The organism is Oceanimonas sp. MB9, assembly GCF_011319775.1.
Lineage (GTDB): Bacteria > Pseudomonadota > Gammaproteobacteria > Enterobacterales > Aeromonadaceae > Oceanimonas > Oceanimonas doudoroffii.
In genome coordinates, this window is sequence record NZ_VFBE01000009.1 from 209,083 (window position 1) to 235,690 (window position 26,608).

The 26,608-nt window shown below is 60.0% G+C and carries 23 protein-coding genes; 16 read left to right on the forward strand and 7 right to left on the reverse strand.

From position 1 onward, the window contains the following. Positions 1 to 145 precede the first annotated feature (145 nt). The 12 genes from OJHNALOF_RS12335 to ung all read left to right on the forward strand — a co-directional run bounded on the left by OJHNALOF_RS12335 (position 146) and on the right by ung (position 15,884). A complete protein-coding gene (locus tag OJHNALOF_RS12335) occupies positions 146 to 2,287 on the forward strand; it encodes a type I secretion system permease/ATPase (protein WP_165662196.1) in 2,142 nt (713 codons plus the stop codon). Next, positions 2,280 to 3,665: an HlyD family type I secretion periplasmic adaptor subunit gene (locus tag OJHNALOF_RS12340; RefSeq protein ID WP_094200777.1), complete on the forward strand. Its 1,386-nt coding sequence runs from the start codon at positions 2,280 to 2,282 to the stop codon at positions 3,663 to 3,665. The genes OJHNALOF_RS12335 and OJHNALOF_RS12340 overlap by 8 nt, the downstream gene beginning before the upstream one ends. Positions 3,666 to 3,686: 21 nt before the next feature. Further along, positions 3,687 to 5,000 carry a TolC family outer membrane protein gene (locus OJHNALOF_RS12345; RefSeq protein WP_094200778.1) on the forward strand — a complete coding sequence of 438 codons (1,314 nt, stop codon included), beginning with the start codon at positions 3,687 to 3,689 and terminating at the stop codon, positions 4,998 to 5,000. Positions 5,001 to 5,015: 15 nt separating this feature from the next. After that, a complete protein-coding gene (locus OJHNALOF_RS12350; RefSeq protein ID WP_165662197.1) occupies positions 5,016 to 5,615 on the forward strand; it encodes an OmpA family protein in 600 nt (199 codons plus the stop codon). A gap of 53 nt (positions 5,616 to 5,668) precedes the next feature. Continuing rightward, on the forward strand, positions 5,669 to 6,304 hold the full coding sequence (locus OJHNALOF_RS12355; protein WP_240919751.1) for a transglutaminase-like cysteine peptidase: 636 nt from the start codon (positions 5,669 to 5,671) through the stop codon (positions 6,302 to 6,304). Further along, complete coding sequence (locus OJHNALOF_RS12360) at positions 6,301 to 8,208, forward strand: EAL domain-containing protein (protein ID WP_165662198.1); 1,908 nt, start codon at positions 6,301 to 6,303, stop codon at positions 8,206 to 8,208. Before OJHNALOF_RS12355 ends, OJHNALOF_RS12360 begins: the two co-directional genes overlap by 4 nt. Positions 8,209 to 8,511: 303 nt before the next feature. Further along, positions 8,512 to 11,292, forward strand: coding sequence for a retention module-containing protein (locus OJHNALOF_RS12365; protein ID WP_165662199.1), 2,781 nt, complete (start codon positions 8,512 to 8,514; stop codon positions 11,290 to 11,292). A gap of 17 nt (positions 11,293 to 11,309) precedes the next feature. After that, positions 11,310 to 11,795, forward strand: a complete 486-nt coding sequence (locus OJHNALOF_RS12370; protein ID WP_094200783.1) for a hypothetical protein — start codon at positions 11,310 to 11,312, stop codon at positions 11,793 to 11,795. A gap of 142 nt (positions 11,796 to 11,937) precedes the next feature. Continuing rightward, positions 11,938 to 12,639, forward strand: coding sequence for an SIMPL domain-containing protein (locus OJHNALOF_RS12375; protein WP_165662200.1), 702 nt, complete (start codon positions 11,938 to 11,940; stop codon positions 12,637 to 12,639). Positions 12,640 to 12,833: 194 nt separating this feature from the next. Then, the gene (serA, locus tag OJHNALOF_RS12380) at positions 12,834 to 14,063 is read left to right on the forward strand and encodes a phosphoglycerate dehydrogenase (protein ID WP_094200785.1); all 1,230 of its coding nucleotides are present in this window, start codon (positions 12,834 to 12,836) and stop codon (positions 14,061 to 14,063) included. Between the two features lie 166 nt (positions 14,064 to 14,229). After that, on the forward strand, positions 14,230 to 15,099 hold the full coding sequence (gene tesB, locus OJHNALOF_RS12385) for an acyl-CoA thioesterase II (RefSeq protein WP_165662201.1): 870 nt from the start codon (positions 14,230 to 14,232) through the stop codon (positions 15,097 to 15,099). A gap of 98 nt (positions 15,100 to 15,197) precedes the next feature. Continuing rightward, on the forward strand, positions 15,198 to 15,884 hold the full coding sequence (gene ung / locus OJHNALOF_RS12390; protein WP_094200787.1) for a uracil-DNA glycosylase: 687 nt from the start codon (positions 15,198 to 15,200) through the stop codon (positions 15,882 to 15,884). A gap of 15 nt (positions 15,885 to 15,899) precedes the next feature. Here ung and OJHNALOF_RS12395 read toward each other — a convergent pair whose 3' ends face one another. The 3 genes from OJHNALOF_RS12395 to tal form a co-directional block, all read right to left on the reverse strand. After that, positions 15,900 to 16,085 carry a DUF3545 family protein gene (locus OJHNALOF_RS12395; RefSeq protein ID WP_094200840.1) on the reverse strand — a complete coding sequence of 62 codons (186 nt, stop codon included), beginning with the start codon at positions 16,083 to 16,085 and terminating at the stop codon, positions 15,900 to 15,902. A gap of 201 nt (positions 16,086 to 16,286) precedes the next feature. Continuing rightward, entirely contained in the window at positions 16,287 to 16,475 is a 189-nt protein-coding gene (locus tag OJHNALOF_RS12400; RefSeq protein WP_094200788.1) for a DUF3545 family protein, read from the reverse strand. Positions 16,476 to 16,722: 247 nt separating this feature from the next. Next, positions 16,723 to 17,676, reverse strand: a complete 954-nt coding sequence (tal, locus tag OJHNALOF_RS12405; protein ID WP_094200789.1) for a transaldolase — start codon at positions 17,674 to 17,676, stop codon at positions 16,723 to 16,725. A gap of 207 nt (positions 17,677 to 17,883) precedes the next feature. Here tal and OJHNALOF_RS12410 point away from each other — a divergent pair, with 207 nt between their 5' ends. Next, on the forward strand, positions 17,884 to 19,308 hold the full coding sequence (locus OJHNALOF_RS12410; RefSeq protein ID WP_094200841.1) for a sodium:alanine symporter family protein: 1,425 nt from the start codon (positions 17,884 to 17,886) through the stop codon (positions 19,306 to 19,308). A 127-nt stretch (positions 19,309 to 19,435) separates the two neighbouring features. Here OJHNALOF_RS12410 and OJHNALOF_RS12415 read toward each other — a convergent pair whose 3' ends face one another. The 3 genes from OJHNALOF_RS12415 to OJHNALOF_RS12425 all read right to left on the reverse strand — a co-directional run bounded on the left by OJHNALOF_RS12415 (position 19,436) and on the right by OJHNALOF_RS12425 (position 22,254). Next, on the reverse strand, positions 19,436 to 19,987 hold the full coding sequence (locus OJHNALOF_RS12415; protein WP_165662202.1) for a hydrolase: 552 nt from the start codon (positions 19,985 to 19,987) through the stop codon (positions 19,436 to 19,438). A gap of 62 nt (positions 19,988 to 20,049) precedes the next feature. Next, a complete protein-coding gene (locus OJHNALOF_RS12420; RefSeq protein WP_165662203.1) occupies positions 20,050 to 21,933 on the reverse strand; it encodes a methyl-accepting chemotaxis protein in 1,884 nt (627 codons plus the stop codon). Between the two features lie 72 nt (positions 21,934 to 22,005). Further along, positions 22,006 to 22,254, reverse strand: a complete 249-nt coding sequence (locus OJHNALOF_RS12425; RefSeq protein ID WP_165662204.1) for a hypothetical protein — start codon at positions 22,252 to 22,254, stop codon at positions 22,006 to 22,008. Between the two features lie 49 nt (positions 22,255 to 22,303). On the opposite strand from OJHNALOF_RS12425, the gene OJHNALOF_RS12430 reads away from it, so the two are divergent. Beyond that, a complete protein-coding gene (locus tag OJHNALOF_RS12430) occupies positions 22,304 to 22,639 on the forward strand; it encodes a YkgJ family cysteine cluster protein (RefSeq protein WP_165662205.1) in 336 nt (111 codons plus the stop codon). A 126-nt stretch (positions 22,640 to 22,765) separates the two neighbouring features. Here the strand turns inward: OJHNALOF_RS12430 and OJHNALOF_RS12435 are convergent, their stop codons facing one another. Continuing rightward, positions 22,766 to 23,977 (reverse strand): ammonium transporter, encoded by a 1,212-nt coding sequence (locus tag OJHNALOF_RS12435; protein WP_165662206.1) that lies wholly within the window; start codon positions 23,975 to 23,977, stop codon positions 22,766 to 22,768. 370 nt (positions 23,978 to 24,347) lie between these two features. On the opposite strand from OJHNALOF_RS12435, the gene OJHNALOF_RS12440 reads away from it, so the two are divergent. Beyond that, on the forward strand, positions 24,348 to 24,968 hold the full coding sequence (locus tag OJHNALOF_RS12440) for a YceH family protein (protein WP_165662207.1): 621 nt from the start codon (positions 24,348 to 24,350) through the stop codon (positions 24,966 to 24,968). A 151-nt stretch (positions 24,969 to 25,119) separates the two neighbouring features. Then, positions 25,120 to 26,466, forward strand: a complete 1,347-nt coding sequence (locus tag OJHNALOF_RS12445; RefSeq protein ID WP_165662208.1) for an aspartate aminotransferase family protein — start codon at positions 25,120 to 25,122, stop codon at positions 26,464 to 26,466. The last annotated feature ends 142 nt before the right edge of the window (positions 26,467 to 26,608 follow it).

A 26,608-nucleotide genomic window follows, 5' to 3' on the forward strand; every position in this document is an offset into this window, starting at 1 on the left:
CCCTCGCACCGCCCTCGCACCGCCCTCGCTTCAGTCTTCACTTCCCTATTTCCCTCCTCATATTCCAATCGTTCGATTTTTCGCCGCATTTCCATAACTTCACTAGACTTAGATTCAGGTGCCTCCACATGGAGCAGTTATGGGTATGCAGGATGCAAACACACTCAGGGACCCTCTGTTACAGAGCCTGGTGTTTCTCACCCGGTTTTTTGGTCAGCCCCATCAGGGCGAGGCCCTGATCAATGGCTTGCCCCTGGCCGATGGTTTGCTTACCCCGCAGCTGTTCTCCCGCGCCGCCGACCGTGCCGGTTTTTCTTCCCGTCAGGATGTTACCCCCCTTGAGGAAATCTCAGCGCTGCTGCTGCCCTGCATTCTGCTGCTGAAAAACGGTGGCGCCTGTCTGCTGCTGGAGCTGAGTGACGAGCGCGGCTGTCGGGTCTTGCTGCCCGACACCGGCGAGGGCGAGCAGTGGCTGCCCGCCGATCAGCTCACCAAAAGTTACAGTGGTCGGGTCATTTATCTGAAGCCCCGCTTTCGTTTCGATGAGCGCTCACCTCGAGTGTTGGATCACGAGCATGGCCACTGGTTCTGGAGCACCTTGCGCCGCTCTTCCTCCATCTATCGGGACGTGCTCATCGGCTCTTTGCTGATCAACCTGTTCGCTCTGGTCACGCCGCTGTTTACCATGAATGTGTACGACAAAATCGTGCCCAACCTGGCATTCGACTCGCTCTGGGTGCTGGCCACCGGCGCCGCCGTGGTGTTCATTTTCGACTTTGTGATGCGCCTGCTGCGCAGCCACTTTATTGACGTGGCCGGCAAAAAGGCCGATGTGCTGCTGTCGGCCCGCATTTTCGCCAAGGTGATGGGCATGCGCATGGAGGCACGGCCGCCCTCTACCGGTGCCTTTGCTCGCCACCTGCAGGAGTTTGAGGCCATTCGCGAATTTCTTACCTCGGCCACGGTGGCCGCCCTGGTCGACATTCCCTTTGCGTTGCTGTTTTTGTTCATTATCTGGATTTTTGCCGGCCACATGGTGTGGGCGCCTTTTATTGCCATGTTGCTGCTGCTGGCGGTCAGCCTGCTGGTGCAGCGGCCGCTGCGCCACAGCATAGAGGAAGGCTCCAGGCTGGCGTCCCAGAAAAACGCCAACCTGGTCGAGGGCATTGCCGGACTCGAGACCATCAAGCTGTTTGGCGCCCAGGGGGCCTTTCAGCACCGTTGGGAGCAGGCGGTGAGTCACATGGCGGGCTGGGGCATGAAAACCCGACGGCTCACCAATGGGGTGTCTACCCTGGCCAGCGTGATCCAGCAAATTACCACCGTCAGCCTGATTGTGCTGGGGGTCTATCTGATTGCCGCCGGCGAGCTCTCCATGGGCGGGCTCATTGCCGCGGTCATGCTCGGCAGCCGGGCCATCGCGCCCATGGTGCAGCTGTCGGTGCTGTCCACCCGCTACAACCACGCCCGCTCGGCCATGGATATTCTGGAAAAAGTCATGGCCGCCCCCGACGAGCAGGAAGAAGGCCGGCGCTTTGTGCATCATCCCGAATTCAGGGGCGACATCGTCTTTGAGCGAGTGAGCTTTCGTTACCCCGGCAGCGGACAGGATGTGCTGAGCAATGTCAGTCTGCATATTCGTCCCGGTGAAAAGGTGGCGGTCATTGGCCGCATCGGTTCGGGTAAAACCACCCTGGAGCGGCTGGTGGCCGGGCTTTACCAGCCCACCCAGGGCGCCATTCGCATTGACGGCATCGACATGCACCAGCTGCAGCCGGCGGTGCTGAGAAGCAACATGGGGTGTGTGCCTCAGGATGTGACCCTGTTTTACGGCACCATTCGCGACAACATCGTCATTGCCAACCCCCTGGCGGACGAGGCCGCGGTGCTCCGTGCCGCCGAGCGGGCCGGGGTGACCCTGTTCACCAATCAGGATCCGGACGGCCTGGATCGTCAGGTGGGCGAGGGCGGCCGCCTGCTGTCGGGGGGACAACGCCAGGCGGTGGCCATTGCCCGAGCCCTGCTTAACGATCCGGTGATGCTGATACTGGACGAGCCCACCTCCAATATGGACAACCGCTCCGAGCTGCATGTGCGCCAGCAACTGCAACGGCTGGATGCCCACCAGACCCTGCTGCTGGTAACGCACCGCACCTCCATGCTGGAGGTGGTGAACCGTATTATCGTGCTGGAGCAGGGCAGAGTGATGGCCAACGGCCCTCGAGAGCAGGTGCTGGCGCAGCTGCAGGCGGGCAAGGTGACCATGCGGGAGGTGGGCCATGGCTAGCAGGCAACCGTCTCCCGAACTGCTCGACTACACCAGCGACACCGCCGCCGCGGTGCTGCTCAACACTCACAAAGGCGCCCGGGCGTTGCTGTGGTGCATGCTGGCCTTTGTGCTGGCGGCCATTGTCTGGGCCTGTTTTGCCGAGCTGGAAGAAGTCACCACCGGCACCGGCACCGTGATTCCGTCCAGCCAGATCCAGGTGGTGTCCAATCTGGAAGGGGGCATAGTGCGCGAGCTGTATGTGCGTGAAGGTCAGCAGGTAGACAAGAGCCAGCCGCTGTTGCTGATAGACGACACTCGGTTTAAATCGGACTTGCGCGAGCGCGGCCAGGAAATTGCCGCCTTGCAGGGAGACGCCCTGCGGCTGGCGGCTCAGGTGGCCGCCATCAGAGTACAGGAAGACCCCGAACTGGACTGGCGCGAGCAGGTGGAGGTGACTCCGGTGGCGCTCAGTTTTCCTCCCGAGTTTGTGGAGCGCTACCCCCAGCAGCCCGACATTCAACGTTCCCTTTATCAGGAGCGGCTGGATTACGTGAAAAACCAGCTGTCCATTTTCGGCAACCAGATCCGTCAGCGCGAGCAGGAAATCGTGGAAACCAACGCCAAGGTGCGCACCCTCAGCCGGGGCGTGGGGCTGGCCGCCCGGGAAGTGAACATGAGCCGCCCCCTGGCTCGGGAAGGCATAGTACCGCGGGTGGAAATTCTGCGTCTGGAGCGCCAGCTTAACGAATTACAGGGCGAGCTGGAGTCCACCCGGCTGCTGCTACCCAAATTGGAGGCTACCCTGCGAGAAACCATTTTCAAGCGCAAGGAGGTGGCCTTGAGCTTTCGCTCCGACTCCCAGCAGGAGTTGAGTGAGCGCCGTGGCCGGCTGGCGCAGTTGAAGGAAGGCGAAGTGGGCCTGCAGGATCGGGTGGCTCGCACGTCTGTGCTGTCGCCGGTCAGGGGCACGGTCAAAACCCTGAGCGTGAACACCGTGGGTGGTGTGGTACAGCCGGGGGTGAGTCTGGTGGAGATAGTGCCGCTGGAAGACACCTTGCTGGTGGAGGCGCGCATCGAGCCTCGCGACATCGGCTTTTTACGGCCCGGGCTGGAGGCCATGGTCAAGTTCACCGCCTACGACTTCACCATTTATGGCGGTCTGGTGGGTGAGGTGGAAAAGCTGAGTGCCGACTCGATTCAGGATGACGAAGGCAACACCTTTTTTCTGGCCACCATTCGTACCAAAGAGAGTTATCTGGGCAGCGAGCAGGCACCGCTGCGCATTATTCCCGGCATGCAGGCGGGGGTAGACATCATCACCGGCAAAAAAACGGTGCTCGATTACCTGCTCAAACCCATTTTAAGAGCAAAGCAGGGCGCTTTGCGCGAGCGTTGAGTCGAAAAAGGGAGAAAAACAATGAGAAAATCGGCGATTGCAGTGCTGGTGGGTGCCGCTATGGTGCTGCCGGCCCACGGGCAAACACTGGAGGAAGCGGTCACCCAGACCCTGCTGACCCACCCCAAGGTCAAGGAATCCTTTCACCTCTACCAGTCCCGCCAATACGAACATGATGAGGCCTTTGCCGGCTATCTGCCCACCCTGGATGCCAATGCCGGCATCGGTTATGAATACACCGACAGCCCGGGCGTGCGCGACGGCGATGCCAGAACAGACAAGACCCTGACCCGCAAGGAAGCCGGGCTGTCGCTGCGGCAAATGCTGTTTGACGGCTTTAAGACCCCCAGCAATGTGCACCGTACCCAGGCGGAAGCGGACGCCCAGCGCTATGCGCTGCTGTCGGACGCGGAAAACATCGCCCTGCGGGTGGCCGAAGTGTATCTCGACGTGCTGCGCCAGGACGAGATCGTGGAGCTGTCGCGGCGCAACCTGAGCACCCATGAGCAGATCCTGTCGGACATTCAGCGCCGCACCAGCTCGGGGGTGGGCTCCACCGCCGATCTCAACCAGATTAACGGCCGGGTGGCGCGGGCCTATTCCAACATGACGGCGGCGGAAAACAACCTGCGGGACGCCCAGAGCCAGTTTGTCTCCCTGGTAAACGAAATGCCCGGGGATTTGCGCCAGCCCCAGCCCGATGCCAACTATGTGCCTCCTACCCTGGAAGACGCCCTGGCCCAGGCCAAGGACAATCACCCCACACTGATGTCGGCTTCCTTTGATGTGGAAGCGGCGCACCAGCAGCACAGAGACGCCAAATCGGGCTTTTACCCCACAGTCAATATCGAGCTGGACAGCAACTGGAATGACGACATTGACGGGGTGCGAGGCCACAACAACGACTTCACCGCCATGGTGCGCATGCGCTACAACCTGTTTAACGGTGGCGCCGATCTGGCCCGTAGCCGCTCTACTTCGGCACTGGAGATGCAGGCCAAAGACATTCACATGAATGCCCACCGCCAGGTGGAGGAAGGCATGCGCCTGGCCTGGGCGGCCTATGAATCGCTGGGTCGGCAGAAGGACTTTCTGCAGCGCCATGTGGAGTCGAGTTATGACACCGTGGATGCCTACAAGAAACAGTTTTCCCTGGGCAGTCGTACCCTGCTGGACGTGCTCAACACCGAAAACGAATTGTTTGAGGCGCGCCGTTCCTACATTAATGCCGAATACGATCAGCTGCTGGCGGAATACCGCATTATGAATGCCTCGGGCCGCCTGTTGGAGGCGCTGCGCTTTACCCAGCCCGAGCAGTGGCAGGAATCAGAATAAATAAGGAGAAGCCTGATGAAACCATGGATTTTACTGGCCCTGATGTTGCCGCTGGCAGGTTGTTCTGTGACTGCCGAGCCGGAGCGGGAAACCATGCCCGAATATGATCTTACCGATATGGACAGGGACGGGGTGATCACCGCCCGGGACAACTGCCTGGAGTCCACCCTGAATGCTTCGGTAGATAACGACGGTTGTCAGGGCAACGAGAACCGTGTGCTGCAGCAAGACATTATCGTGTTGTTCGCCCACGACAAGTCGAATATTACTCCCAAGTACCAAAGTGAAATCAACCAGATGTCCGCCTTTATGGCCGAAAATCCGGATCTCAAACTGCTGCTGGAGGGCCACGCCAGCCGGGTGGGTACGCCGGAATACAATCTGGCGTTGTCCAAGCGGCGGGCCCAGACGGTGCGTCGGGCGCTGATGCAGCAAGGGGTGCCGGGCGAACGGCTGGAGATCATCGGCTACGGCGAAAGCAAGCCGCTGTTGATGGGGGACGACGAGCAGTCGGCCGCCGCCAACCGCCGAGTGGTGGGCGCGCTCACCAATATGCGGGAAGGGGTGAGAATGCGCTGGAACGTATACAGCATGGAGTCGCCCTCTGAGCAATGAGGCCGTTTTATCACCGGCTGTGTGGGCTGGCGCTGCTGGGCGTGTTGTTTGGCATGCCAGCCTGGTCGCTGGAGGAAGAAGACGGCAGTCTGCGCCTGAGTGTGCAGCGGTTTTATGGTGAGGCGGCGGGACGCCGGCTGGGAGAATGGCGCCGGCTGGTGAGAACCGGGCAGGCCGCCGGCTGGAGCGAGCTGGACGCCATTGCGCGAGTGAACGACTTTTTCAACCGCCTGGTGTTTATCGACGATATTGAACTCTGGGCCGAAGAGGATTTTTGGGCCACACCAGCGGAGTTTATTGGTGCGGGAGGGGGGGACTGCGAGGACTTCAGTCTGGCCAAATATTTCTCCCTGCGTGAGCTGGGGTTGCCCGACGACAAGCTCAGGCTGGTCTATGTTAAGGCGCTGGAGCTGAACCAGTTTCATATGGTGGTGGCCTATTACCCCACGCCCTCGGCGGTGCCGCTTATCCTCGACAATTTAAAGCCAGCCATCATGCCGGCTACGGCGCGCACCGATCTGGCGCCCATATACAGTTTTAACGGTCAGCACTTGTGGCTGATGAAGGAAAGAGGCAGGGGCGAGCTGGCCGGAGCGTCTTCGCGTCTGTCGTTATGGAACGAGTTGCGCAGCAGGCTTGAGCACACCCGGCTGCAGCGACCGGCAATCAATCTGGATGATGGATTATGACCCTGTACCGGCAACTACTGCTCACCATGCTGCTGCTCTTTGCGCTGCTGTTTGTATCGGCCTATTCGGTGCAGTTCAGCTCCACCCGCAGTTATCTTGCCCAGCAGCAGGAGTTTATGGTGATCAACACCGTCACCGCCCTGGGGCTGGCGCTGACTCCCTATCTGGAAAGCGACGACGCCGTGGGCGCCGAGTCGGTGGTCAATGCCGTGTTCGACGGCGGTTATTACCGCAAGGTGGAGTTGCGCCTGCTGGCCTCAAACAAAACCATTTCCCGAGAGAACGCCACTCCACCGGGCAGGGTGCCGGCCTGGTTTGCGGGCCTGGAACTGTTTGAAGGCGGCCGCCACCAGGCGGTGCTTACCTCGGGCTGGCTGCAGCTGGGCCAGCTGTATGTGGAAGGACACACCGGCCATGCCTATTTTCAGCTGTGGCGGGGCATGAGCCGGCTGGCCACCTGGTTTGCACTGAGTTTTGTACTGGTGTGGGTGTTGCTGGTGCTGGCCCTGCGGCATTTGCTCAAGCCCCTGCACAGCATTGAAGAGCAGGCTCATGAAATAGAGCAACATCACTTTGGCAAAAGCATTCCGCTGCCGGCCACCCGGGAGCTGCGCCGAGTGGTGTCGGCCATCAACGGCATGGCCGGCAAGTTGGAGGCTCAGTTTGAGGAGCAGGCTGCCGAGGCCGAGCGCTTGCGGCACCGCGCCTTTGTGGATCATACCTCCGGCCTTGGCAACCGCAGCTATTTTATGGCCCAGAGTCAGAGCTGGCTGGGGGACGATCGCTGTGGGGCCGTGGTGCTGGTGTCGGCGGGAGCGCTGGACCGGCTGTATCGGGAAGAAGGCTTTGAGGCTCGGGATCAGATGATAAGGGTGATCGGCAAAAACCTGCGCCAGTTGTGCCGGGATCATGGCGAGCATGTGCTGGCGCGCATTTCCGCCACCGAATACGCCATGCTGCTCGACGAAACCGAGCCCGCCGGCCTGCGCCAGCTGGGGGAAACCATCAACCGGCAGATTGCCGAACTGGTCAAGGATCCCGATGACGACAGGGACATGCCCCGGGTGGGCATTGCCCTGGTGCAGCCCGGGGATGAAATCGGCCGCCTGCTGACCCGGGCCGATCATGCCCTTAACCGGGCACGCATGGATGAAACCGGCGTGGTGGTGGAAGCGCACAAACAACGGGAGCGGCTGGGTCGGCTGGAATGGAAGCAACTGCTGGAAGAAGCGCTGGAGCACGATGATTTCGAACTGAGCGTACAGGCGGTGATGGACTTTGCCGGCGAGCGCTGCCACGACGAGGTGTTTGTCAGCATTCGCAAGGACGGCATCGCCTTTGGTGCCGACAACTTTTTGCCGGTGGCGGAGCAGTTCGGCCTGGGGGAGCGGCTGGATCTGCATATTGTGACCCGCGCCCTGCGCATGCTGGAGAACCGTCCCGAGCTGAAACTGGCGGTAAACCTGACGCGGCAAAGCTGCCATCAGGACGGATTCTGGCGCAAGCTGGCCCAGGTGCTGGAGCGCTACGAGGCGGTACGGGACCGGCTGTTTCTGGAGCTGCCGGAAAGTGCCTTTGCCTTTGGCTGGGAGCGGCTGATAGCGCCGCTGGCCTCGCTCAAGGCCGCCTGGGGGGTGGACCACTTCGGTCGTCACTTCGACCTGTTGGTGCACCTGGGGCGGTTTCGGCCGCGTTATGTCAAGCTGGATCACGGTTATACCAGCCAGGTGCTGCAGCCCGACTATAACGACGCCTTTCTCGCTGCCGTGTGCCGCGCCGCCCACGGCATGGGCGCCCTCACCATTGCCACTCGCGTGGAAACCGGGCAGCAGGTGGATCGCCTGAGGAGCCTGCATATCGACGCCTACCAGGGCTACGTCAGTCCTCCCGGCCGCCTCTGCTGACTATCAACCTTCGCAAACATTTCTCACTCATGTTCGGTGGCCTCCTCCCTCGAAGGCGTCAGCCCATTGCCATGGGTCATGGTTCCTCGCTTTGTGCAGGTGAGCAGCACTGACTTCAGGCCGCCGTCCGAATCGGGGGACGAGCCAGGCTCACGGCCCCTTTGGATTCACTTGAATAAACCTTTCAGTTTTTTAGAAAGGATTGGCTGCAATCCGCATTGTGGGTGGCTAAATTTTGCGCAGGAACCCGCCGGGTTTCGCCCCTAGCCTTAATACAAGCAAGGCAGTAACAGGGATGGAACCATGAAAACCACAAAAATCGAAAGTACCGTACAGGTGGTCAGCCTTAAGGGGCAGGCCTTTATCATCTCACAGAATGGAACGGTTACTCCGGTCAGTGCCGGCCAGGTCATTCCTGCGGGCACCCTGCTGCTGACCGACGAAAACTCCGGCATCGTCTATGGCGACGCACCGGAAAATGCCATGTCGGCCCAGCCGGCGGTGAATGAAACCGCGGCAGAAGAAGCCGAAGCCATTCAGGCCGCCATTCTGGCAGGCCTTGACCCGACCAAGTTGTTTGCGGCCCCGGCCGCCGGTAATCCGGCCTCAGGTCAGGTGAATGCCGATGGCAGTGGCAATGCCGGCTTTGTGGTGGTGGATCGCACCGGCGATGCGCTGCTGGCCGAGGCGGGGTTCGATACCACCTTTGCCAGTCAGCCCTTTGACTTCGTGATTGAGGCCTTGCCGGAGCGCAACCTGGACGACTCCATTCCCGTGCTGGTGGTGGTGATCGATCCGCCCCTTACACCGCCCGGTGATGGCGGTGGCAACGGCGGTAATAACACCGCCTTTGTGGAAGAGAGCGCCCTGCCCAACGGCAGCAACCCCGACAGCGATAATGAAAGCTGCACCGGTTATTTCGATATCAACACCGGCAACGACGAGCTGGCCAGGGTGGAAATACGCTTGCCCGGTGGAGAATGGGTGGATGTGACCGGCGGCGGTGTGATTGAAGGAAAATACGGTACCCTTACGGTGACCGTGGAAGACGGCGTTTACCGCTGGCGCTACGATCTCAATGGCGCGGTGGATCACCCCAATGAAGGGGAAACCGGCGCCGATGATACCCTTCCCGACGACTTTGAAATTCGAGTGACCGATGACGACGGCGATCAGGCTACCGCCGGGCTGACCGTCAACGTGCACGACGACGGTCCCATGGCCGAGGCCGACTCCTTTACCGTGGGTGAGTCGGGCAAGCCCTGCTATAACCTGATGCTGATCATCGACACCTCCGGCAGCATGGAAGGGGAGCGGCTGGCGCTGGCCAAGCAGGCCCTGATTAACCTTATCAACAGCTATCGCGACATTTCTTCCAAGCTCAATATCAGCGTGATCGACTTCGGCACCCAGACCAAGATGGTGTTGGCGGACATGACCGCCGATGAGGCCATCGCCCATATCAATTCGCTTACCGCCGAGGGCTGGACTAATTACCAGGATCCGCTGGAAGACGCCCAGGAGCTGCTGACCGAACAGGTGGCCGACAAGCCGGAGTATGAGCACAAGGTGTATTTTATTTCCGACGGCGAGCCCAACCGGGGCGATGTGCCCGAGGGATGGCAGGGCTTTGTGGATGACAACGGCATTGACGTGATTGCCGTTGGGGTAGGGGAAAACAGTCCCGAGGCCCGCGATGAGCTCGACAAGGTGGGCAACAGCGGCGACACCACCCTGATTATTGAGGACCCCGAAGAGCTGGATGCGGCCCTGCAGGACACCGTGCCCAGTGAGGTATCGGGCAATGTGCTGGACAACGACAGCTTTGGGGCCGATGGCCCTGGCCGGGTGGTGTCGGTGACCTATGGTGATACCACCTATGAGGTACCCGAAGGCGGCTCGGTGGACATACCCACCGACAGTGGCGGCACCCTGACCATGCATTCCAATGGTGATTTTACCTACAGCGGCCCCGCCGATGTGGACGAAGACATTACCGAAAGCTTTACCTACACCATGGAAGATAGTGACGGCGACACCAGCAGCGCCACCCTCAATATTACCGTGACCGACAGCGACGTCCCCGACGATGGTGGCGACAACGGTGGCGGGCACGACGACGGCGATGATCATGGACATGGCCATTGCCCTCCCTTCCATTACTGGATTGATCACATCAGTCTGCCTCATGTGGCGGCAACCTTTGCCGGCATCTGGGCCCAGGCACTGGCCGCGGCGGATTTGCTGATCGACATGGGGGATACGGATCCCGGCATTAACCTTTCCTGGAAGAACTGCCCCGACAAGGTGGTTTGGCAGAAACATGATCTCTTTGATGGCGGTGATTACATCGGTGAGCAACTGGTGGCCCAGTTTGCTCCCGGCGCGGAACATTGGGGCAAGCTGTTCACCTTTACCATGAAGATTGACGGCGGCTACGAGTTTGAGCTGCACAATGCCGGCTATTTTGCCGACGGCGGCGACTGGAAGGGCAAGGATCTCGACTTTGAATGGAGCCTGACCGACTGCGAGGGCAAGCATCATGGCGGCCCCCTGAGTGTGGAGATTGACACCGGCACCCATCATCAGAGCGGCACGGCGAGCAGCGATGTATTCGCGAGTGCAGGCAGTGCCAAGCTGCACCTGCAGGGGCTGGATGGCAACGACACCCTTCACGGCGGTAGTGATATCGATGTGCTGCTGGGGGGCGGTGGCGACGATCTGCTGGCCGTGGGTCTGGGCAGTAATGTGCTTAGTGGCGGTGCCGGGCACGATCATTTCCATTTCAGCGAAACCGACCTCAATTCCCTCAATACCATTACCGACTTTGAAAAGGGCGTGGATGTGATTGACCTGGGCGAGCTGTTGTCGGGAGAAGAGGCGGGCAATCTGTCCGATTACTTGACCTTCAGTCAGGATGGGAAAGACACCCTGCTCAGTGTCTCACCCGAGGGGGATGGTGATGGCACTCAGCAGATCCGCTTTGAAGACACCAACCTGATGGATCTTTACGGAGTAACCGGCAGCGCCGATCTGGTGCAGGCCATGGTGGATGATCAGTCGTTGCAGGTTGATAAAACCTGATGTGAGGGAGGTGAGCCATGGCCAAGGTAATTTCGGTGCTGGTGCAAGGTGTCGGCTACCACTGGAACGGACAGGACATTCTGGTGGATGACGGCATCAGTGCCCCCTGGCCACTGGCGGGGCCGGTGCTGGACGGCGTGGAGCTGTATAATCAGGAAGGGGAAGCCAGCGGCACCTTTACCATCGACTTTGAACGTCAGGACTGGCTGCTGGCGGGAGAGAGCGATCTGGGGGCGGTGCTGTTGGTGGATGAAAAAGGAGCGGGCCTGAGCCCGCTGTCTCCCCTCACGGCCCAGGCCATGCGGTTGCCACCGCCGGCCCTGTCTGCTTCGAATGATGAGGCTGCCCACTCAGCCGAAGCCCTGACCCTGGACGACATTCTGCTCAGCAGCGAACTCCCCGATCTGTTTGCCTCTGCGACCATAACCGACACAGCCGCACTGAACAGCGACCTGATTGACGATGTTATCAACTGGCTCTCGGTGTATAGTCCTCCCGAATGAGATATTACCAGCCATGTCACTTGTTGGCCCGGCGTTAGCCGGGCCAGTTTTGTGCCGTTAAACGCACATGACCCGATAAATCGGTGCTTGTCGCGTTACGCCGGTGGCTGCCTTATCGATCATCAACACCAAGAGGATCACCATGCGAAATCTGTCTGCTTCCGCCCTGCTAAGCCTGCCGCTGCTCTTCAGCTCGGCGGCATTTGCCATTGCCGTTCCCGATGCCCCCCACCTGGTGACTCAGGGGGAAGCCAGCATAAGCGTGGCCCCCGACATGGCCACCCTGGAGCTGGCGGTGACAGCCCTGAAGAAGGACAGCCGCCAGGCCAAGCAGGAAGTGGATACTCGAGTGGCGGCGCTGTTCAGCGGCCTCAGTGCCCTTGGCATTAAGAAGGCGGACATTGACAGCGGCAACCTGATCACCCGGCCGGATTACCACTACCCCAAAAATGGTGAACGCGAGCTGAAGGGCTATGTGGCCGAGCGCACCGTGACCGTGCGGTTGTATCAGCTCGACAATCTGAGCCAGGCCATCGACACCGCCCTGGCCCAGGGGTTGCAGAACGTGCAGCATATTCGTTATGGTGTGCGAGAGTCCGAGACCTACCGGCAAAAGGCCCGCCAAGCCGCCATTGCCGATGCCAGGGCTCTGGCCGGCGAGCTGGCCGGTGGCTTTGAACTCGCGTTGGGAGAGGTATATGCCATTGAGTATGCGGGCCAGTCTCCGGTGCATCCGCGGCCCCTTGGTGCGGCCCGCATGATGGCCGATGCCGCTCCCGAGAGCTATCAGCAGAACGAGATTGAATTTACCGATCAGGTACAGGTGGTCTACACCCTGAATTAACCCTGATGCGCGGCCTTGTCCCTTGGCGGAGACGAGGCTGCGCCCTCTGATTGCCTTGATTTTCCTTACTTACTTTTATTAAAAAAAAATTTATAACTTAAAAAAACGTGACTTTGATGGCAAAAATTCCCTAAAGTCGATGTTTTTGATACTTTATGGCAAAACCCAAGCAGTTGTCATAAAGGACCCCGGTAATGGCCAACTATTCCCTCGAAAAAGAAAAAATCAAAATTTTATTGCTGGAAGGCGTACACCCCGGCACCGTTGAATCGTTCAAGGCCGCAGGCTATAGCAACATCGACTACCTCAAGACTTCCCTGGCCGAAGACGAGCTGAAAGAGCGCATCAAGGATGTGCACTTTGTGGGCATCCGTTCCCGCACTCAGCTGACCGAGTCGGTCCTGGACGCCGCCGACAAGCTGGTGGCCATCGGCTGTTTCTGCATCGGCACCAACCAGGTGGATCTGAGTGCCGCCGAAATTCGCGGTATTCCGGTGTTCAACGCGCCTTTCTCCAACACTCGCAGCGTGGCCGAGCTGGTACTGGGCGAACTGCTGCTGCTGCTGCGCGGCATTCCCGAGCGCAACGCCAAGGCCCACCGGGGTGAATGGCAGAAAACCGCTACCCACTCCTTTGAAGCCCGTGGCAAGAAGCTGGGCATCATCGGCTATGGCCACATCGGTACTCAGCTGGGCATTATTGCCGAAGGCATCGGCATGCAGGTGTATTACTACGACATCGAGAACAAGCTGTCGCTGGGCAACGCCATTCAGGTGGCCAGCCTGAAAGAGCTGCTGAACATGGCCGATGTGGTGTCGCTGCACGTGCCCGAAACCGCCCAGACCAAAAACATGTTTGGTGCCGAACAGCTGGCGATGATGAAGCCGGGTGCCATTTTGATCAATGCATCACGGGGCACCGTGGTCGACATCGACGCGCTGGCGGCGGCCCTGGCCAGCAAGCACGTGGCCGGTGCGGCCATCGACGTATTCCCGGTGGAGCCCAAATCCAACGACGAGGAGTTCATTTCCCCGCTGCGCGAGTTTGACAACGTGATCTTGACCCCGCACATTGGCGGCTCCACTCAGGAAGCTCAGGAAAACATCGGCTACGAAGTGGCGGGCAAGCTCATCAAGTATTCCGACAACGGATCCACCCTGTCGGCGGTGAACTTCCCCGAGGTATCACTGCCGAGCCATGCCGGCACCAGCCGCCTGCTGCACATTCACCACAACAAGCCGGGCATTCTCAGTCAGATCGCCCAGGCCTTTGCCGGGGACGACATCAACATTGCGGCCCAGTACCTGCAGACCTCGCCCAAAATCGGTTATGTGGTGATCGACGTGGAAACCGCCCAGAGCGAACAGGCCCTGGAAAAACTCAAGGCCATCAGCGGCACCATTCGCGCTCGAATTCTGCACTGACAGCACGACCGACAGAGAATGTGAAAGGGGCGCAAGCCCCTTTTTTAATGGTAAGATTTTTTGTAGGTTGCGAATAAGCGAAGCGAGTTCCAACATTTGCGTTGCCGGCAGCGCGGGCTTCGGCCCGGGCCGAAGTGACGGGAGTTATATTCAAACGGATAACAACATGAGCAGAGCACTGGAAGATTTGTTGACCCTGCTGGCGCTGGAGCCACTGGACGACGGCCTCTATCGGGGCCAGAGTGCGGATCTGGGGTTTGGCGCCGTGTTTGGCGGTCAGGTGATGGGGCAGGCGCTGGCGGCGGCCAAATACACCCTGGACCCGGAGCGGCCGGTGCATTCCTTTCATTCCTATTTTCTGCGTCCCGGGGACGTCAACCGGCCCATCATCTACGACGTGGAAAACATTCGTGACGGCAAAAGCATCTCCACCCGCCGTGTGCAGGCGCTGCAGTACGGCAAGCCGATCTTCTACATGACTGCCTCGTTTCAGCAGCCGGTGCCGGGCTTTGAGCATCAGGCGCTGATGCCCGAGGTGGCCGGACCGGAAGATCTGGTGCCGGAGCACGAGCGGCTGGCGGCCCAGGCCGAACGGGTGCCGGTCCAATTGCGCAAAAAACTGTTGTCGGGCAGCCCCATCGACATGCGTCAGGTCAATTTCGTGGATCCTCTTAACCCGCAAAAGGCCGAGCCCAGGCGCTGCCTTTGGCTCAGGGCCAATGGTCCCCTGCCGGATGATGCCCGCATTCACAAATATCTGCTGGCCTATGCTTCAGACTTCAACTTTTTGCCCACGGCGCTGATGCCCCATGGCCGCTCCTTCTGGGAGCGGGAATTGCAGGTGGCCACCATCGATCATTCCATGTGGTTTCATGACGATTTTCGTTTCGACGACTGGGTGCTCTATGTGATCGACAGCCCCCGGGCCGTGGCCGGTCGTGGCCTGGTACAGGGGCAACTCTTTAGCCGCGATGGCCGGCTGGTGGCTACCACCATGCAGGAAGGCCTGATCCGTTCGCGCAGCGGCAAGCAATAATACCGCAACGCCCCAAGGGCAATCTTGCCGGCTGACAAGCAGCCAGCCAATTGTTGCCAGGCAACAATCCGATACATTTTGAATACTGGATACCTGAAATGAGTAAAACCTGGAGTGAGGTCATCGGGCCGGAAAAACAGCAGCCTTATTTTCGGCAGGCCATGCAGGCGGTAGCGGCCGCCCGCGAGGCGGGCAAGGTGGTTTATCCGCCAGAAAGCGAGGTGTTTAATGCCCTCAAGCTGACCGAACTGTCGCAGGTCAAGGTGGTCATGCTGGGGCAGGATCCCTACCACGGGCCGGGACAGGCCCATGGTCTGTGCTTTTCGGTGCGCCCCGGCGTGCGGGTGCCGCCGTCGCTGCGCAATATGTACAAGGAGCTGGAAAGCGATATTCCCGGCTTTATAACGCCCCGGCATGGCTTTTTGGAGTCCTGGGCGCGGCAGGGGATTTTAATGCTTAATACCGTGCTCACGGTGGAAGGGGGCAAGGCCCATTCCCACGCCAAACTGGGTTGGGAAACCTTTACCGACAGGGTGATTCAGGCGGTGAATGATCACTGCGACGGCGTGGTATTTTTGCTGTGGGGCAGCCATGCCCAGAAAAAGGGCCGTCATATCGACGGTCAGCGCCATCATGTGCTGACCGCGGTGCACCCCAGCCCGTTGTCGGCCCACAGGGGCTTTTTTGGCTGCCGGCACTTTTCAACCACCAATCAGTTACTGGAGCGCCAGGGCAAAGCCCCCATCGAATGGCAGCTGCCGCTGGAGGTGCCAGCCGCGCCCTGATGGGATAGGGCATGTCTACAGCTCCAGGCCGTCCAGGTCTCCGTCAAATGCGCAGTCCAGTTGCTGTAATTCCTGCTTCAGGCGGCGCCTTTCCATAATGGCTTCAATTTCCCGCCATTTGCGCTCCTTGCTTGTTTCAACTGTGGTCCGGCGTGAATATTTTTCATGCCCCTGGTCCTGACCAAATATCAGTTTCTGCATGGGTAGCCCCTTGTTCAACGTCTGTTTCAACTTGTCGACCGCCTTGAAAATCATTCAAGGCGGCATAATCCATGGCGCCAATGTGGATAAACGGATGAAGTGGGCGAAGACTTTAATGGGGCAATATGGAAGAGGGGCGGGCGGTATTTAACGGATAATAAAAAGGCGCCCGAAGGCGCCTGAATTATGGTTCGTGCTCTTTTACAGTTTCAGCTCTTCGGCCATGGCATCAAGTTCGAAGGTACAGTCGAGTTGCTGAAGTTCTTCTTGCAAACGCCTTTTGTCCTTAAGGGCTTCAATTTCCCGCCATTTACGTTTTTTGGCCGGCTCGCGCGCAGTACGCGGGGACCTTTCAACCACAAAATCCTGATCGAAGCGTGACCTCTCCATGGGGCTCCCTCCTGTTGGTTATCAGTTGCAGTCGCAGTTCATATATCACAACAGGTTATAAATTAGAATGTGGTTGTTGCACTTTTATTAAGTTGCAATGCAAATGGCGGGAGTTTATGCGAGAAAAGAGAGGGATGGGAAAGACAGAGTGGCGTTCGGGTTGCTGACGCGTAGCGTCAACCGTCAATAAAAGCGCCCTTGCGGGCGCTCATGCAGGCCGGCGGCCTGTGCTACAGATAACAGGCGATTAAATCATCGCCGTGAGCATGTCTTCCAGTTTGCCCTGATCGATGGCGAAGTTGCGAATGCCTTCGGCCAGTTTCTCGGTGGCCATGGCGTCCTGGTTCTGCTCCCAGCGGAACTCGGCTTCGGTCAGCGGGGCCGGGCGGGCTGCCGTGGCGCCCTGATCCTGCAGTTTCTGCACGACCTCACCCTCGGCCTGGCTCAGCTCTTCCAGCAGGTTCGGGCCTATGGTCAGGCGGTCACAGCCGGCCAGCTCGAGAATTTCGCCGGTATTGCGAAAGCTGGCACCCATCACCACGGTGTTGTAGCCGTGCTGCTTGTAATAGTTGTAAATGCGAGTGACCGACAGCACGCCGGGATCTTCCGCCGGGGCGTAGTCTTTTTTGTCGGTGTTGTTCTTGTACCAGTCCAGAATGCGGCCCACGAAGGGAGAGATCAGGTAGGCGCCGGCCTCGGCACAGGCGCGGGCCTGGGCAAAGCTGAACAGCAGGGTCAGGTTGCAGTTGATGCCTTCTTGCTCCAGTACCTCGGCGGCGCGAATGCCTTCCCAGGTAGAGGCCAGTTTGATCAGAATGCGCTCCTTGCTCACGCCGGCCTCGGCGTAGAGGGCGATCAGACGGCGGGCCTTGGCAATGCTGGCTTCGGTGTCGAATGACAGCCGGGCGTCCACCTCGGTGGAGATGCGGCCGGGAATAAGCTTGAGAATTTCACAGCCAATGTTCACCGCCAGCTTGTCGGAGGCGTCAATCAGTTGCTGGTCGGCGTCCTGGCTCTGCGCCTTGGCCCAGGTCACGGCGTCTTCGAGCAACGGGCGGTACTCGGGGATCTGCGCCGCCTTCAGGATCAGGGACGGGTTGGTGGTGGCATCTTCGGGCTGATACTTGCGAATGGCGTCGATGTCGCCGGTGTCGGCGACCACAGTGGTCAGCTTGCGCAGTTGTTCGAGTTTGTTGGCCATGAACGGGTCCTTCAGGGTGATGTTTAGCGCTATATTCTAGTTTTAACGCTCTCGAAAGTCATTGGCCTTGGTCCAGGGAAGCCTGATGGCCGGCCGCTGTGATCCGGCTCACTCGGCTCGAGCGTGCGGCTGTGGTACATTGCGCCGCTTCGCGTGGAACTCATGTAAATGAAGGCCATGAATTTTGATTTGACGCTAGAGGTGCTCATGGACTCCTTTATTGCCTTTATCAACAACCTGCTGTGGGGATCCGTGCTGATCTACCTGCTGCTGGGCGTGGGCATTTTCTTTACCGTGCGGCTGGGCCTGATCCAGTTCCGCCACTTTGGTCATATGTTCTCGGTGCTGCGGCACAGCCGCCAGTCCGATGAGGCGGGCATTTCCTCGTTTCAGGCACTGTGTACCAGCCTGGCGGCCCGAGTGGGCACCGGCAACTTGGCCGGGGTGGCGGTGGCGCTCTATCTGGGTGGCCCCGGTGCCATTTTCTGGATGTGGCTGATTGCCCTTATCGGCATGGCCACGGCCTTTGCCGAAAGTACCCTGGCCCAGCTTTACAAGGTCAAGGACGATGACGGCAACTACCGAGGCGGCCCGGCCTACTACATGGAGCGGGGCCTTGGCATGCGCTGGATGGGCGTGCTGTTTGCGGTATTTCTCATCATCGCCTTTGGCCTGGTATTCAACGCGGTGCAGGCCAACTCCATCAGTGCCGCCATGCAGGTTGCCTTCAGCGTGCCCGAGTGGCTTACCGGCCTGGTGCTGGTGGTACTGGCGGGGCTGATTATCTTTGGCGGCCTGCGCACCATTGCCCGCTTTGCCGAGCTGGTGGTGCCCTTTATGGCGCTGGCCTATCTGCTGATCGCCCTGGTGGTGGTGGCCATGAACCTGACCGAACTGCCCGGCGTGCTGGCGCTGATAGTGAAGTCGGCCTTTGGCCTGGAGCAGGCCGGTGGCGGTGCCATGGGGTATGCCATCTCCCAGGCGCTCATTAACGGCATCAAGCGCGGCCTGTTCTCGAACGAGGCGGGCATGGGCTCGGCGCCCAATGCCGCGGCGTCGGCCACTCCCTATCCGCCGCACCCGGCGTCCCAGGGCTATGTGCAGATGCTGGGGGTCTTTGCCGACACCATAGTGATTTGTACCTGTACCGCCTCCATCATTCTGCTTTCGGGCCAGTTTGAGCCCGGCTCAGGCGTCACCGGCATTGAGCTGACCCAGAAGGCGCTGGCCAACGAGGTGGGCGACTGGGGCAATATCTTTATCGCCATTGCCATCCTGTTCTTTGCCTTTACCAGCATAGTGGCCAACTACGCCTATGCCGAAAACAACCTGGTGTTCCTGGAGCACAACCATCCGGCCGGGCTGCTGGTGTTCCGCTTGTTCGTGCTGGGCATGGTCATGTTTGGCTCCATTGGTGAACTGCCCACCATCTGGGCCATGGCCGATACCTCCATGGGCATGATGGCGCTGATCAACCTGGTGGCCATACTGTTGCTGTCCGGCGTGGTGATTAAGCTGGCAAAGGACTACAATGACCAGCGCAAGCTGGGCCGGCTGCCCACCTTTGACGCCAGCAAATACCCCGAGCTGCACAGCCAGCTGGAAGAGGGGATCTGGGATAAAAAGAAGTAACTTGAGGGATTAGGGCCTGCAGGTTGTGATGTGCTTCGCTCATCACAACCTGCTTCCTTCATGCTGGCCGGGCTAGGTTCCAAACGCTTACATTTTACGTCTTACGTCTTACGTCTTACGCCTTGGATCAAGGCTGTTCACCCACCAGAAACTGCTTGCTGATGGCCTTGAAGGTGTCGGTACCGGCCTGCTGCATCAGTTCAAACACCACCATTTCCCGGCTGACGATGTGAGCGCCGGCGCTGCGCATGCGCTCCAGGCCAAGGCGGCGGTCTTCCTCGCTGCGGCTGCCCACGGCGTCGGCCACCACAAAAACCGCCTTGCCCGCCTGCAGCAACTCCAGCACGGTTTGCAGCACGCAAACGTGGGTTTCCATGCCGCATACGATGATCTGGCTGCGATCCTGCCAGTGCTCGGGCACACAACCGCCGGCCACGGCGGAAAAATGCACCTTGTCCACCACCTCGGGCTGCTTCACCAGGGCGGTAAGGGCTGGCAGGGTGTGACCCAGGCCGCGAGGGTACTGCTCGGTGAACAGGGTGGGAGTGCCCAGCACCTGACAGGCCTCAATCAGCCAGCCGGCGCGTGCGGCCAGACCGTTGCTGTCGTGAATGGCGGGCACCAGTTTTTCCTGAATGTCGATCACCAGCAGGGCGGCCTTCTCGGGATGCATCAGCATAATCTTCTCCTTGTTAAACGGCTGCCCCAGTATGCCGGTTTCGGTGCAAATAAACAGTCCGCCTAGACCTTGAACTCGCCCAGCAGCCGGTCCTGGTGCTGCATCTGCTCCAGCATGGCATGGCACTTGTTGAGCTGCTCCAGGGCACCATTGGCCACATCCTGGCTGATGTCCCGAATGTTGGTGGTGTTCTGGTTGATCTCTTCACTGGTGGCGCTTTGCTCTTCGGCGGCGGTGGCAATCTGCAGGTTCATGTCGTTGATTTGCGCAATGGCCTCGCGAATACGGCTCAGCACTTCGTTGGCTTCGGCGGCATCCGTGGTGGTGCTGGCGGCCAGTGCCTGGCTTTGCTGCATCTTGTGCTCGGCCTGCTGCACTCCCTGCTGCAGCTTTTCTATCATGTCGCCAATTTCCTGGGTGGACTGTTGGGTGCGGGACGCCAGCGAGCGTACTTCGTCGGCCACCACCGCAAAGCCGCGGCCCGACTCGCCGGCCCGGGCCGCTTCAATGGCAGCATTGAGCGCCAGCAGGTTGGTCTGCTCGGCAATGCCGCTTATCACCGACAGAATCGATTCTATATTGCGGCTGAGCTGGGCAAGCTCGTTAACGGAGGCCATGGTATCGTCCATGTCGGCGGCCAGGCGGGCAATGGCCTGGGTCGAACGGGACACCACCAGCACGCCCTGTTCGGTTTCCTGGTTGGCGGCGTTGGCGGCCTCGGCGGCATTCTGAGCGTGGCGGGCCACGTCGTTGGCGGTCGCGGCCATTTCATGCATGGCGGTAGCCAGCTGATCCAGCTCCTGCAATTGCAGTTGCAGCTGTTGCTCGGCCTGCTCCGACTGTACCGAGGTTTCGGCGATGCGTGACTTCAGGGTATGGGCACTGCTCATCACATTACCGATCAACTGCTGCAGGTGGGCCAGAAAACCGTTGAACTCGCCGGCAACTAGGGCGAATTCGTCTTTTCTGACGATGGGCAGGCGTCGGGTCAGGTCGCCTTCGCCGCTGTTGATGTCGGCCAGGGAGCGGTGCAGGCCACCCAGCGGCTTGAGCTGGCTGGTCATCAACAGCACCAGGATCACCAGGCTGACGGCAACGCCTATGGCGGCGATGAGCAGGGACTGCCATTGCAGCCTGTCGGCCCGCGCCATGACAATGCTTTCGTCCAGGGCTACGCCGATATACCAGTTGGCACCCTGCAGGCCCTCAAGGGGAGTAAAGGTCACCCAGTGGGGGGCGCCGTTGAGAGCATGGGTGCTGAGTTCGGCGCTGATCTCGGGCGTGCTGCCGTCAAACAGATCGCTCAGCGGACGGCCGTTGAGGGCGGTGTCGGGGTGGGAGATGATGTTGCCGGACCGGGTCACCAGAAAGGCGTGGCCGGCGCCGTTGAAATCGATCACGTTAATCGCATCGGCAATGGATTTCAGGCTGAGATCGCCGCCAAAGGCTCCCAGAAAACGGCCGTTATCGGTAATTTTGGCTACCGCGGAAATCAGAATGTCACCGGTGCTGGCGTCGGCATAGGGCTCGGTGAGCGAAGCTCTGGAGGCGTTTCGGGCCACGGTGTACCAGGGGCGCTGGCGGGCGTCCCAGCCGGCAGGGTTCCACTCTGGGGTGTTGGAAATGGCCCGTCCTGCTTCGCTTTCCAGGCCGCCGAAAATCAGCATGAATTCTTCCCTGAGCAGCGGCAGATCAAAGGTGTGCTGCACTTGCTCACGGCTGAAGTTGCCGTTGATTTGTTGTGCCGCCATGTCGATCAGACCCAGCTTGCCGTTCAGCCAGTTTTCTATCTGGTGCGCCAGGGTGGAGCTGGTTTCATGAACGGTGGCGGCGGTTTGCTGGCGCAGGCTGTCCCGCACCTGCGAAAGTTGCAGCCAGGACAACAAACCAACGGTGATCAGCAATACGGCGGCGGCGGTGAGCCCCACCTTGTGAGTCAGCTTCATACAACATTTCCCTGTTTTTGTGGCTCGAAGAAAACGACCGAGGTCGTATTGAACGGCGGCCCTGAGCCAAACTCAACGGTTGTTTTTCATTGTTTGCGCAAGCGCACAATTTTTTAACATGGCGGGAGTGACGGCAGCAGAAACTGGTATTTTTTTCGCCTTTTCGTGTTTGTCCCCTTGCCTGCCGACCGATTTCGATTTATTCATATCGCCCTTTTTTTCCAGCCTGGGAGTTTCCACCGGCACGTCGCGTCGGGCAGTCGACCCGTTCGCCAGTTTCTTTTCCGTTGTTCCCGTCACGGGGTCTTTCCCGTTTTTCATTGTTGCTGTTTTCGTCACTGTTTTGGTTTTGCCTGGAGGTAAGGCGTTAATGAGTGGTGGCAATACCTGTTTGAATTGCGGCGCCTGCTGTGCGTTTTTTCGTGTGTCTTTTTACTGGGGAGAAGTGCACAGCGACTTTGCCGTGCCCGAGCCTCTGACCGAGCCGGTGTCTTTTACCCGTCTGGCCATGCGTGGCACCAACCAGCCATCGCCCCGTTGTGTGGCGCTGGAAGGGGAGGTGGGCGGCTGCGTGTCCTGCTCCATTTATGAAAATCGTCCCGGCCCCTGCCGGGATTTTGAGGCCTATGACGCCGAGGGCGCCTGCAACCGGGCCCGGGCCGCTCATGGCCTGCCCCCGCTGGAGGACAATCCGGTGGCGGCATAAGCAGGCGGCGCCAGACCTTGGAGGAAGCGACCGCGGTGGTGGCCACTCCCTCGCATCGCCAGTCATAAACAACCGGCCTAAGACGGTGCCGGGCCGGTTGTTCAGGGCACAAGGCCTGACGTGGTGTTAACGGTCGTCGGAGCTGGACTCAATGCGGTGAATGCTCAGATCCGCGCCGTTATATTCCTGCTCGGCATCCAGCCGCAATCCCACCAGAACCTTGATCAGGCCGTAGATGACAAGGCCTCCCAGCAGGGCAATGGCGACCCCCAGCAGTGAGCCCAGCAACTGGGACATCAGGCTGACGCCGCCCAGGCCACCCAGCGCCTCGCTGCCGAAAATGCCCGCGGCAATGCCGCCCCAGAGGCCACACAGTCCATGCAGGGGCCAGACCCCCAGCACGTCGTCGATTTTCCAGCGGTTCTGGGCCTGAGTGAAGGCCCAGACAAAGAGTACCCCGGCGACGCCACCCACCAGCAATGAACCAAGGGGATGCATGACATCGGATCCGGCGCAAACCGCCACCAGCCCGGCCAGGGGGCCGTTATGGATAAATCCGGGGTCGTTGCGGCCGGCGATCAGGGCGCTGATGATGCCACCGACCATGGCCATCAGGCTGTTGACCGCCACCAGTCCGGAAATGCCATCCAGCGTTTGGGCCGACATGACATTAAAGCCGAACCAGCCGATGCAAAGAATCCAGGCGCCAAGGCCGAGAAAGGGAATATTGGAGGGCGGAAAAGCCACCAGCCGCCCACCCTTGTAGCGCCCGTGGCGAATGCCCAGCAAAAGCACCGCCACCAGCGCCAGCCAGCCTCCGACACCATGCACCACAACGGAGCCGGCAAAATCGTGAAAGGGCGCACCAAACCGGTTTTCCAGCCAGTCCTGAATGCCATGGTTACCGTTCCAGGCAATGCCTTCAAACAGCGGATAGACCAGTCCCACCACCAGCGCCGAGGCGATCAGGAAGGGCCAGAAACGTCCGCGCTCGGCGATGCCGCCGGAGATGATGGCCGGAATGGCGGCGGCAAAGGTCATCAGGAAAAAGAATTTGACCAGCTCGTAACCGTGGTTCTGGGACAGCACGGCGGCACTGTCATAAAAGGTGACGCCGTAGGCCAGCCAGTAACCGACAAACAGGTAGGCGAGGGCCGAAAAGCCAAAATCGCTCATGATCTTGGCCAGGGCATTGACCTGGTTCTTGCGCCTGACGGTGCCCACCTCCAGAAAGGCAAACCCGGCATGCATGGCAAACACCAGTATGGCCCCCAGCAGGATGAACATTGTGTTGGCACTTTGCGACAGCTCGCCGATAGCGCTGCTGATTGATTCCACGCGATTTCCTCCGTAACGGTGACCGGTGCCCCAGATAGGGTCGCCTGCACCGAAATGCAGCATGATTTACCTTAGCACCCGCCACCTGATTATGACGTTGCCCGCTTTGGTGCGGCGTGAGACTGGGTTGCACCAAAGCGGATCCTGTTAGCGCGAGTATCGAGGCAAAATTTGTGCCAATGGGTCTGCCACTGCCGGCTCACAGAAGGCGGCGGCGTGCTGGTAATCGCGGGGTTTCGGCGGCCATGCGCGCGGCCTGTGGCAGCATCGGCGCCATGGAAAGGCGCTAAGAAACGCAGTAAGCGACGGAAAATGCTGGTGTTTTGAGGGTTGTCCGGTAGTCTTTAGGCAGAACACAAGGAGCCTGGTTATGGAAAAACTCTCTGCCCTCGAGCAACGCGTGATTGGCTGCCTGATTGAAAAACAGGTGTCCACTCCCGATGTCTATCCGCTTACCCTCAATTCACTGGTTAACGCCTGCAACCAGAAAAGCAACCGGGATCCGGTGATGAGCCTCGCCGAGCGCGACGTGCAGTCGGTGCTCAACACGCTGGGGGCCCGTCGTCTGGTGAACAACGTGGCCGGTTTTAACGCCCGTGCCGCCAAGTATCAGCATCGCTTCTGTAACACCGAGTTTGGCGAGCTGCAATTCAGCGCCGGTGAGCTGGCCATTGTCTGCGAGCTGCTGCTGCGTGGCCCGCAAACCCCGGGGGAGCTGCGCAGCCGCTGCGCCCGCCTGCATCCGTTTGGCGATGTCAGCGAGGTGGACGACTGCCTGCACAGCCTGATGGAAAAGGGCCCCTTTGTGGTCAAGCTGGAGCGACAGCCCGGCAAGCGGGAATCGCGCTATGCCCACCTCTTTGGCGATGCTCCGGTGACCGAGCCATCGGCCCCGGTGACGCCGGCAGGGGACGCTCAGGCCCGTATCGCCGAGCTGGAGGCGGAAGTGGCCCGGCTCAAGGCCCGCATTCGCGAGCTGGAAGGGGAGTGATGCCGTTCGCCACTTTCAGCCGGTACCATCGAAAGCATGGCACGGGCGCAGTGGCAGCGAGCGGAACTTGCATTTAACGTCGGCACTGGGTGCTCATCCTGGCATTTATCGGCCATAGTGGTAGGAGCGATAATGGCGGTGGGAGCCAGTGATGAATCCCCTGACAGATGCAGACGACCAGCAGGAAGTAGCGCGCCGGCTCAGCCTGGACGCCTTCTGGATGCCCTTTACCGGCAACCGGGCCTTCAAGGCCGCGCCCCGGCTGCTGGCCGGGGCGGACGGTGCCTATTTTACCGATGTGGACGGCCGCCGGCTGTTCGACAGCCTCTCCGGGCTGTGGTGCACCGGCCTGGGGCACAAACACCCGAAAATCATTGAAGCCATTCATCGTCAGCTGCATACCCTGGATTATGCCCCCGGGTTTCAGACCGGCCATCCCCTGGCCTTTGCGCTGGCCGAACGATTGGCGGCGCTGGCGCCCGCCGACCTTAACCGCGTGTTTTTTACCAACTCCGGCTCCGAGTGTGCCGACACCGCCCTGAAAATGGCCCGGGCCTACTGGCGTGCCCGCGGCAAGCCGGAAAAGACCCGGCTCATTGGTCGGGCCAGGGGGTATCACGGGGTGAACATGGGCGGCACCAGCCTGGGGGGAATCGGCGCCAACCGCAAGCACTACGGTCAGCTGGTGGACGCGGATCACCTGCCTCACACCTTGCTGGCGGAAAACGCCTTCAGCCGGGGCCAGCCCGAACAGGGCGCGGAGCTGGCCGATCATTTGCTACGGCTGATTGAGCTGCACGACGCCTCCAATATCGCGGCGGTGATCGTGGAGCCCATGTCCGGCTCGGCCGGTGTCATTGTGCCGCCGGTGGGCTATTTGCAGCGGTTGCGGGATATTTGCCATCGACACGATATTCTGCTGATTTTCGACGAGGTGATCACCGGCCTGGGCCGCATGGGCGAACTGTTCGGCGCCGATTTTTTCGGCGTGGTACCTGACATCATGAACCTGGCCAAGCAGCTCACCAACGGGGTGGTGCCCATGGGGGCGGTCATCGCCAGGGAGCATATTTATCAGGCCTTTATGGCGCAGCCGGGGCCGGACTACATGGTGGAGTTCCCTCATGGCTATACCTATTCCGGCCATCCCCTGGCCTGCGCCGCCGCCATGGCGTCGCTTGATATTCTCGTTGAAGAGGAGATGCCGGGCAGGGTGCGGGCGCTGATGCCGGTGTTCGCGGAGCAGATCCATCGGCTCAGAGGACTGCCCCATGTAGTGGACATTCGCAACTGCGGCCTGGCCGGAGCGGTGCAGCTGGCGTCATACCCGGGCGAGCCGGCGCGCCGGCCCATGGAGCTGGCCATTGCACTGTGGCAGGCGGGCTATTATGTGCGCTTTGGCGGAGACACCCTGCAGTTTGGCCCGCCCTTTATCTCCACTCCAGGAGAGATTGAGCAGTTGTTTGGCGGCGTAGCGCGTGTGCTCGCCAATGCTTGAGCCTGGTGCCGTTCATGGATGTGAACGAGTGTGGTCGGTGCCCCTTTTATTGCCGGGCGCAAGCTGTCACAATATGCGCCTCTTGAGGGAGTAATCGTTCGGCAACCGCCGAAACGGCTGTCAACAATCTCTGAGCCAAAGG

What these genes read in the sequence shown, in the direction of transcription:
- ung (WP_094200787.1), top strand. Translation starts at nt 15,198, where the DNA reads ATGAGTAAAACCTGGAGTGAGGTCATCGGGCCGGAAAAACAGCAGCCT.
- OJHNALOF_RS12430 (WP_165662205.1), top strand. Translation starts at nt 22,304, where the DNA reads ATGAGTGGTGGCAATACCTGTTTGAATTGCGGCGCCTGCTGTGCGTTT.
- OJHNALOF_RS12335 (WP_165662196.1), top strand. Translation starts at nt 146, where the DNA reads ATGCAGGATGCAAACACACTCAGGGACCCTCTGTTACAGAGCCTGGTG.
- OJHNALOF_RS12375 (WP_165662200.1), top strand. Translation starts at nt 11,938, where the DNA reads ATGCGAAATCTGTCTGCTTCCGCCCTGCTAAGCCTGCCGCTGCTCTTC.
- OJHNALOF_RS12360 (WP_165662198.1), top strand. Translation starts at nt 6,301, where the DNA reads ATGACCCTGTACCGGCAACTACTGCTCACCATGCTGCTGCTCTTTGCG.
- OJHNALOF_RS12340 (WP_094200777.1), top strand. Translation starts at nt 2,280, where the DNA reads ATGGCTAGCAGGCAACCGTCTCCCGAACTGCTCGACTACACCAGCGAC.
- OJHNALOF_RS12345 (WP_094200778.1), top strand. Translation starts at nt 3,687, where the DNA reads ATGAGAAAATCGGCGATTGCAGTGCTGGTGGGTGCCGCTATGGTGCTG.
- OJHNALOF_RS12420 (WP_165662203.1), bottom strand. Translation starts at nt 21,933, where the DNA reads ATGAAGCTGACTCACAAGGTGGGGCTCACCGCCGCCGCCGTATTGCTG.
- OJHNALOF_RS12355 (WP_240919751.1), top strand. Translation starts at nt 5,669, where the DNA reads ATGCCAGCCTGGTCGCTGGAGGAAGAAGACGGCAGTCTGCGCCTGAGT.
- OJHNALOF_RS12400 (WP_094200788.1), bottom strand. Translation starts at nt 16,475, where the DNA reads ATGGAGAGGTCACGCTTCGATCAGGATTTTGTGGTTGAAAGGTCCCCG.
- OJHNALOF_RS12445 (WP_165662208.1), top strand. Translation starts at nt 25,120, where the DNA reads ATGAATCCCCTGACAGATGCAGACGACCAGCAGGAAGTAGCGCGCCGG.
- OJHNALOF_RS12440 (WP_165662207.1), top strand. Translation starts at nt 24,348, where the DNA reads ATGGAAAAACTCTCTGCCCTCGAGCAACGCGTGATTGGCTGCCTGATT.
- OJHNALOF_RS12370 (WP_094200783.1), top strand. Translation starts at nt 11,310, where the DNA reads ATGGCCAAGGTAATTTCGGTGCTGGTGCAAGGTGTCGGCTACCACTGG.
- tal (WP_094200789.1), bottom strand. Translation starts at nt 17,676, where the DNA reads ATGGCCAACAAACTCGAACAACTGCGCAAGCTGACCACTGTGGTCGCC.
- OJHNALOF_RS12395 (WP_094200840.1), bottom strand. Translation starts at nt 16,085, where the DNA reads ATGCAGAAACTGATATTTGGTCAGGACCAGGGGCATGAAAAATATTCA.
- OJHNALOF_RS12410 (WP_094200841.1), top strand. Translation starts at nt 17,884, where the DNA reads ATGGACTCCTTTATTGCCTTTATCAACAACCTGCTGTGGGGATCCGTG.
- OJHNALOF_RS12365 (WP_165662199.1), top strand. Translation starts at nt 8,512, where the DNA reads ATGAAAACCACAAAAATCGAAAGTACCGTACAGGTGGTCAGCCTTAAG.
- OJHNALOF_RS12425 (WP_165662204.1), bottom strand. Translation starts at nt 22,254, where the DNA reads ATGAAAAACGGGAAAGACCCCGTGACGGGAACAACGGAAAAGAAACTG.
- OJHNALOF_RS12415 (WP_165662202.1), bottom strand. Translation starts at nt 19,987, where the DNA reads ATGCTGATGCATCCCGAGAAGGCCGCCCTGCTGGTGATCGACATTCAG.
- OJHNALOF_RS12350 (WP_165662197.1), top strand. Translation starts at nt 5,016, where the DNA reads ATGAAACCATGGATTTTACTGGCCCTGATGTTGCCGCTGGCAGGTTGT.
- tesB (WP_165662201.1), top strand. Translation starts at nt 14,230, where the DNA reads ATGAGCAGAGCACTGGAAGATTTGTTGACCCTGCTGGCGCTGGAGCCA.
- serA (WP_094200785.1), top strand. Translation starts at nt 12,834, where the DNA reads ATGGCCAACTATTCCCTCGAAAAAGAAAAAATCAAAATTTTATTGCTG.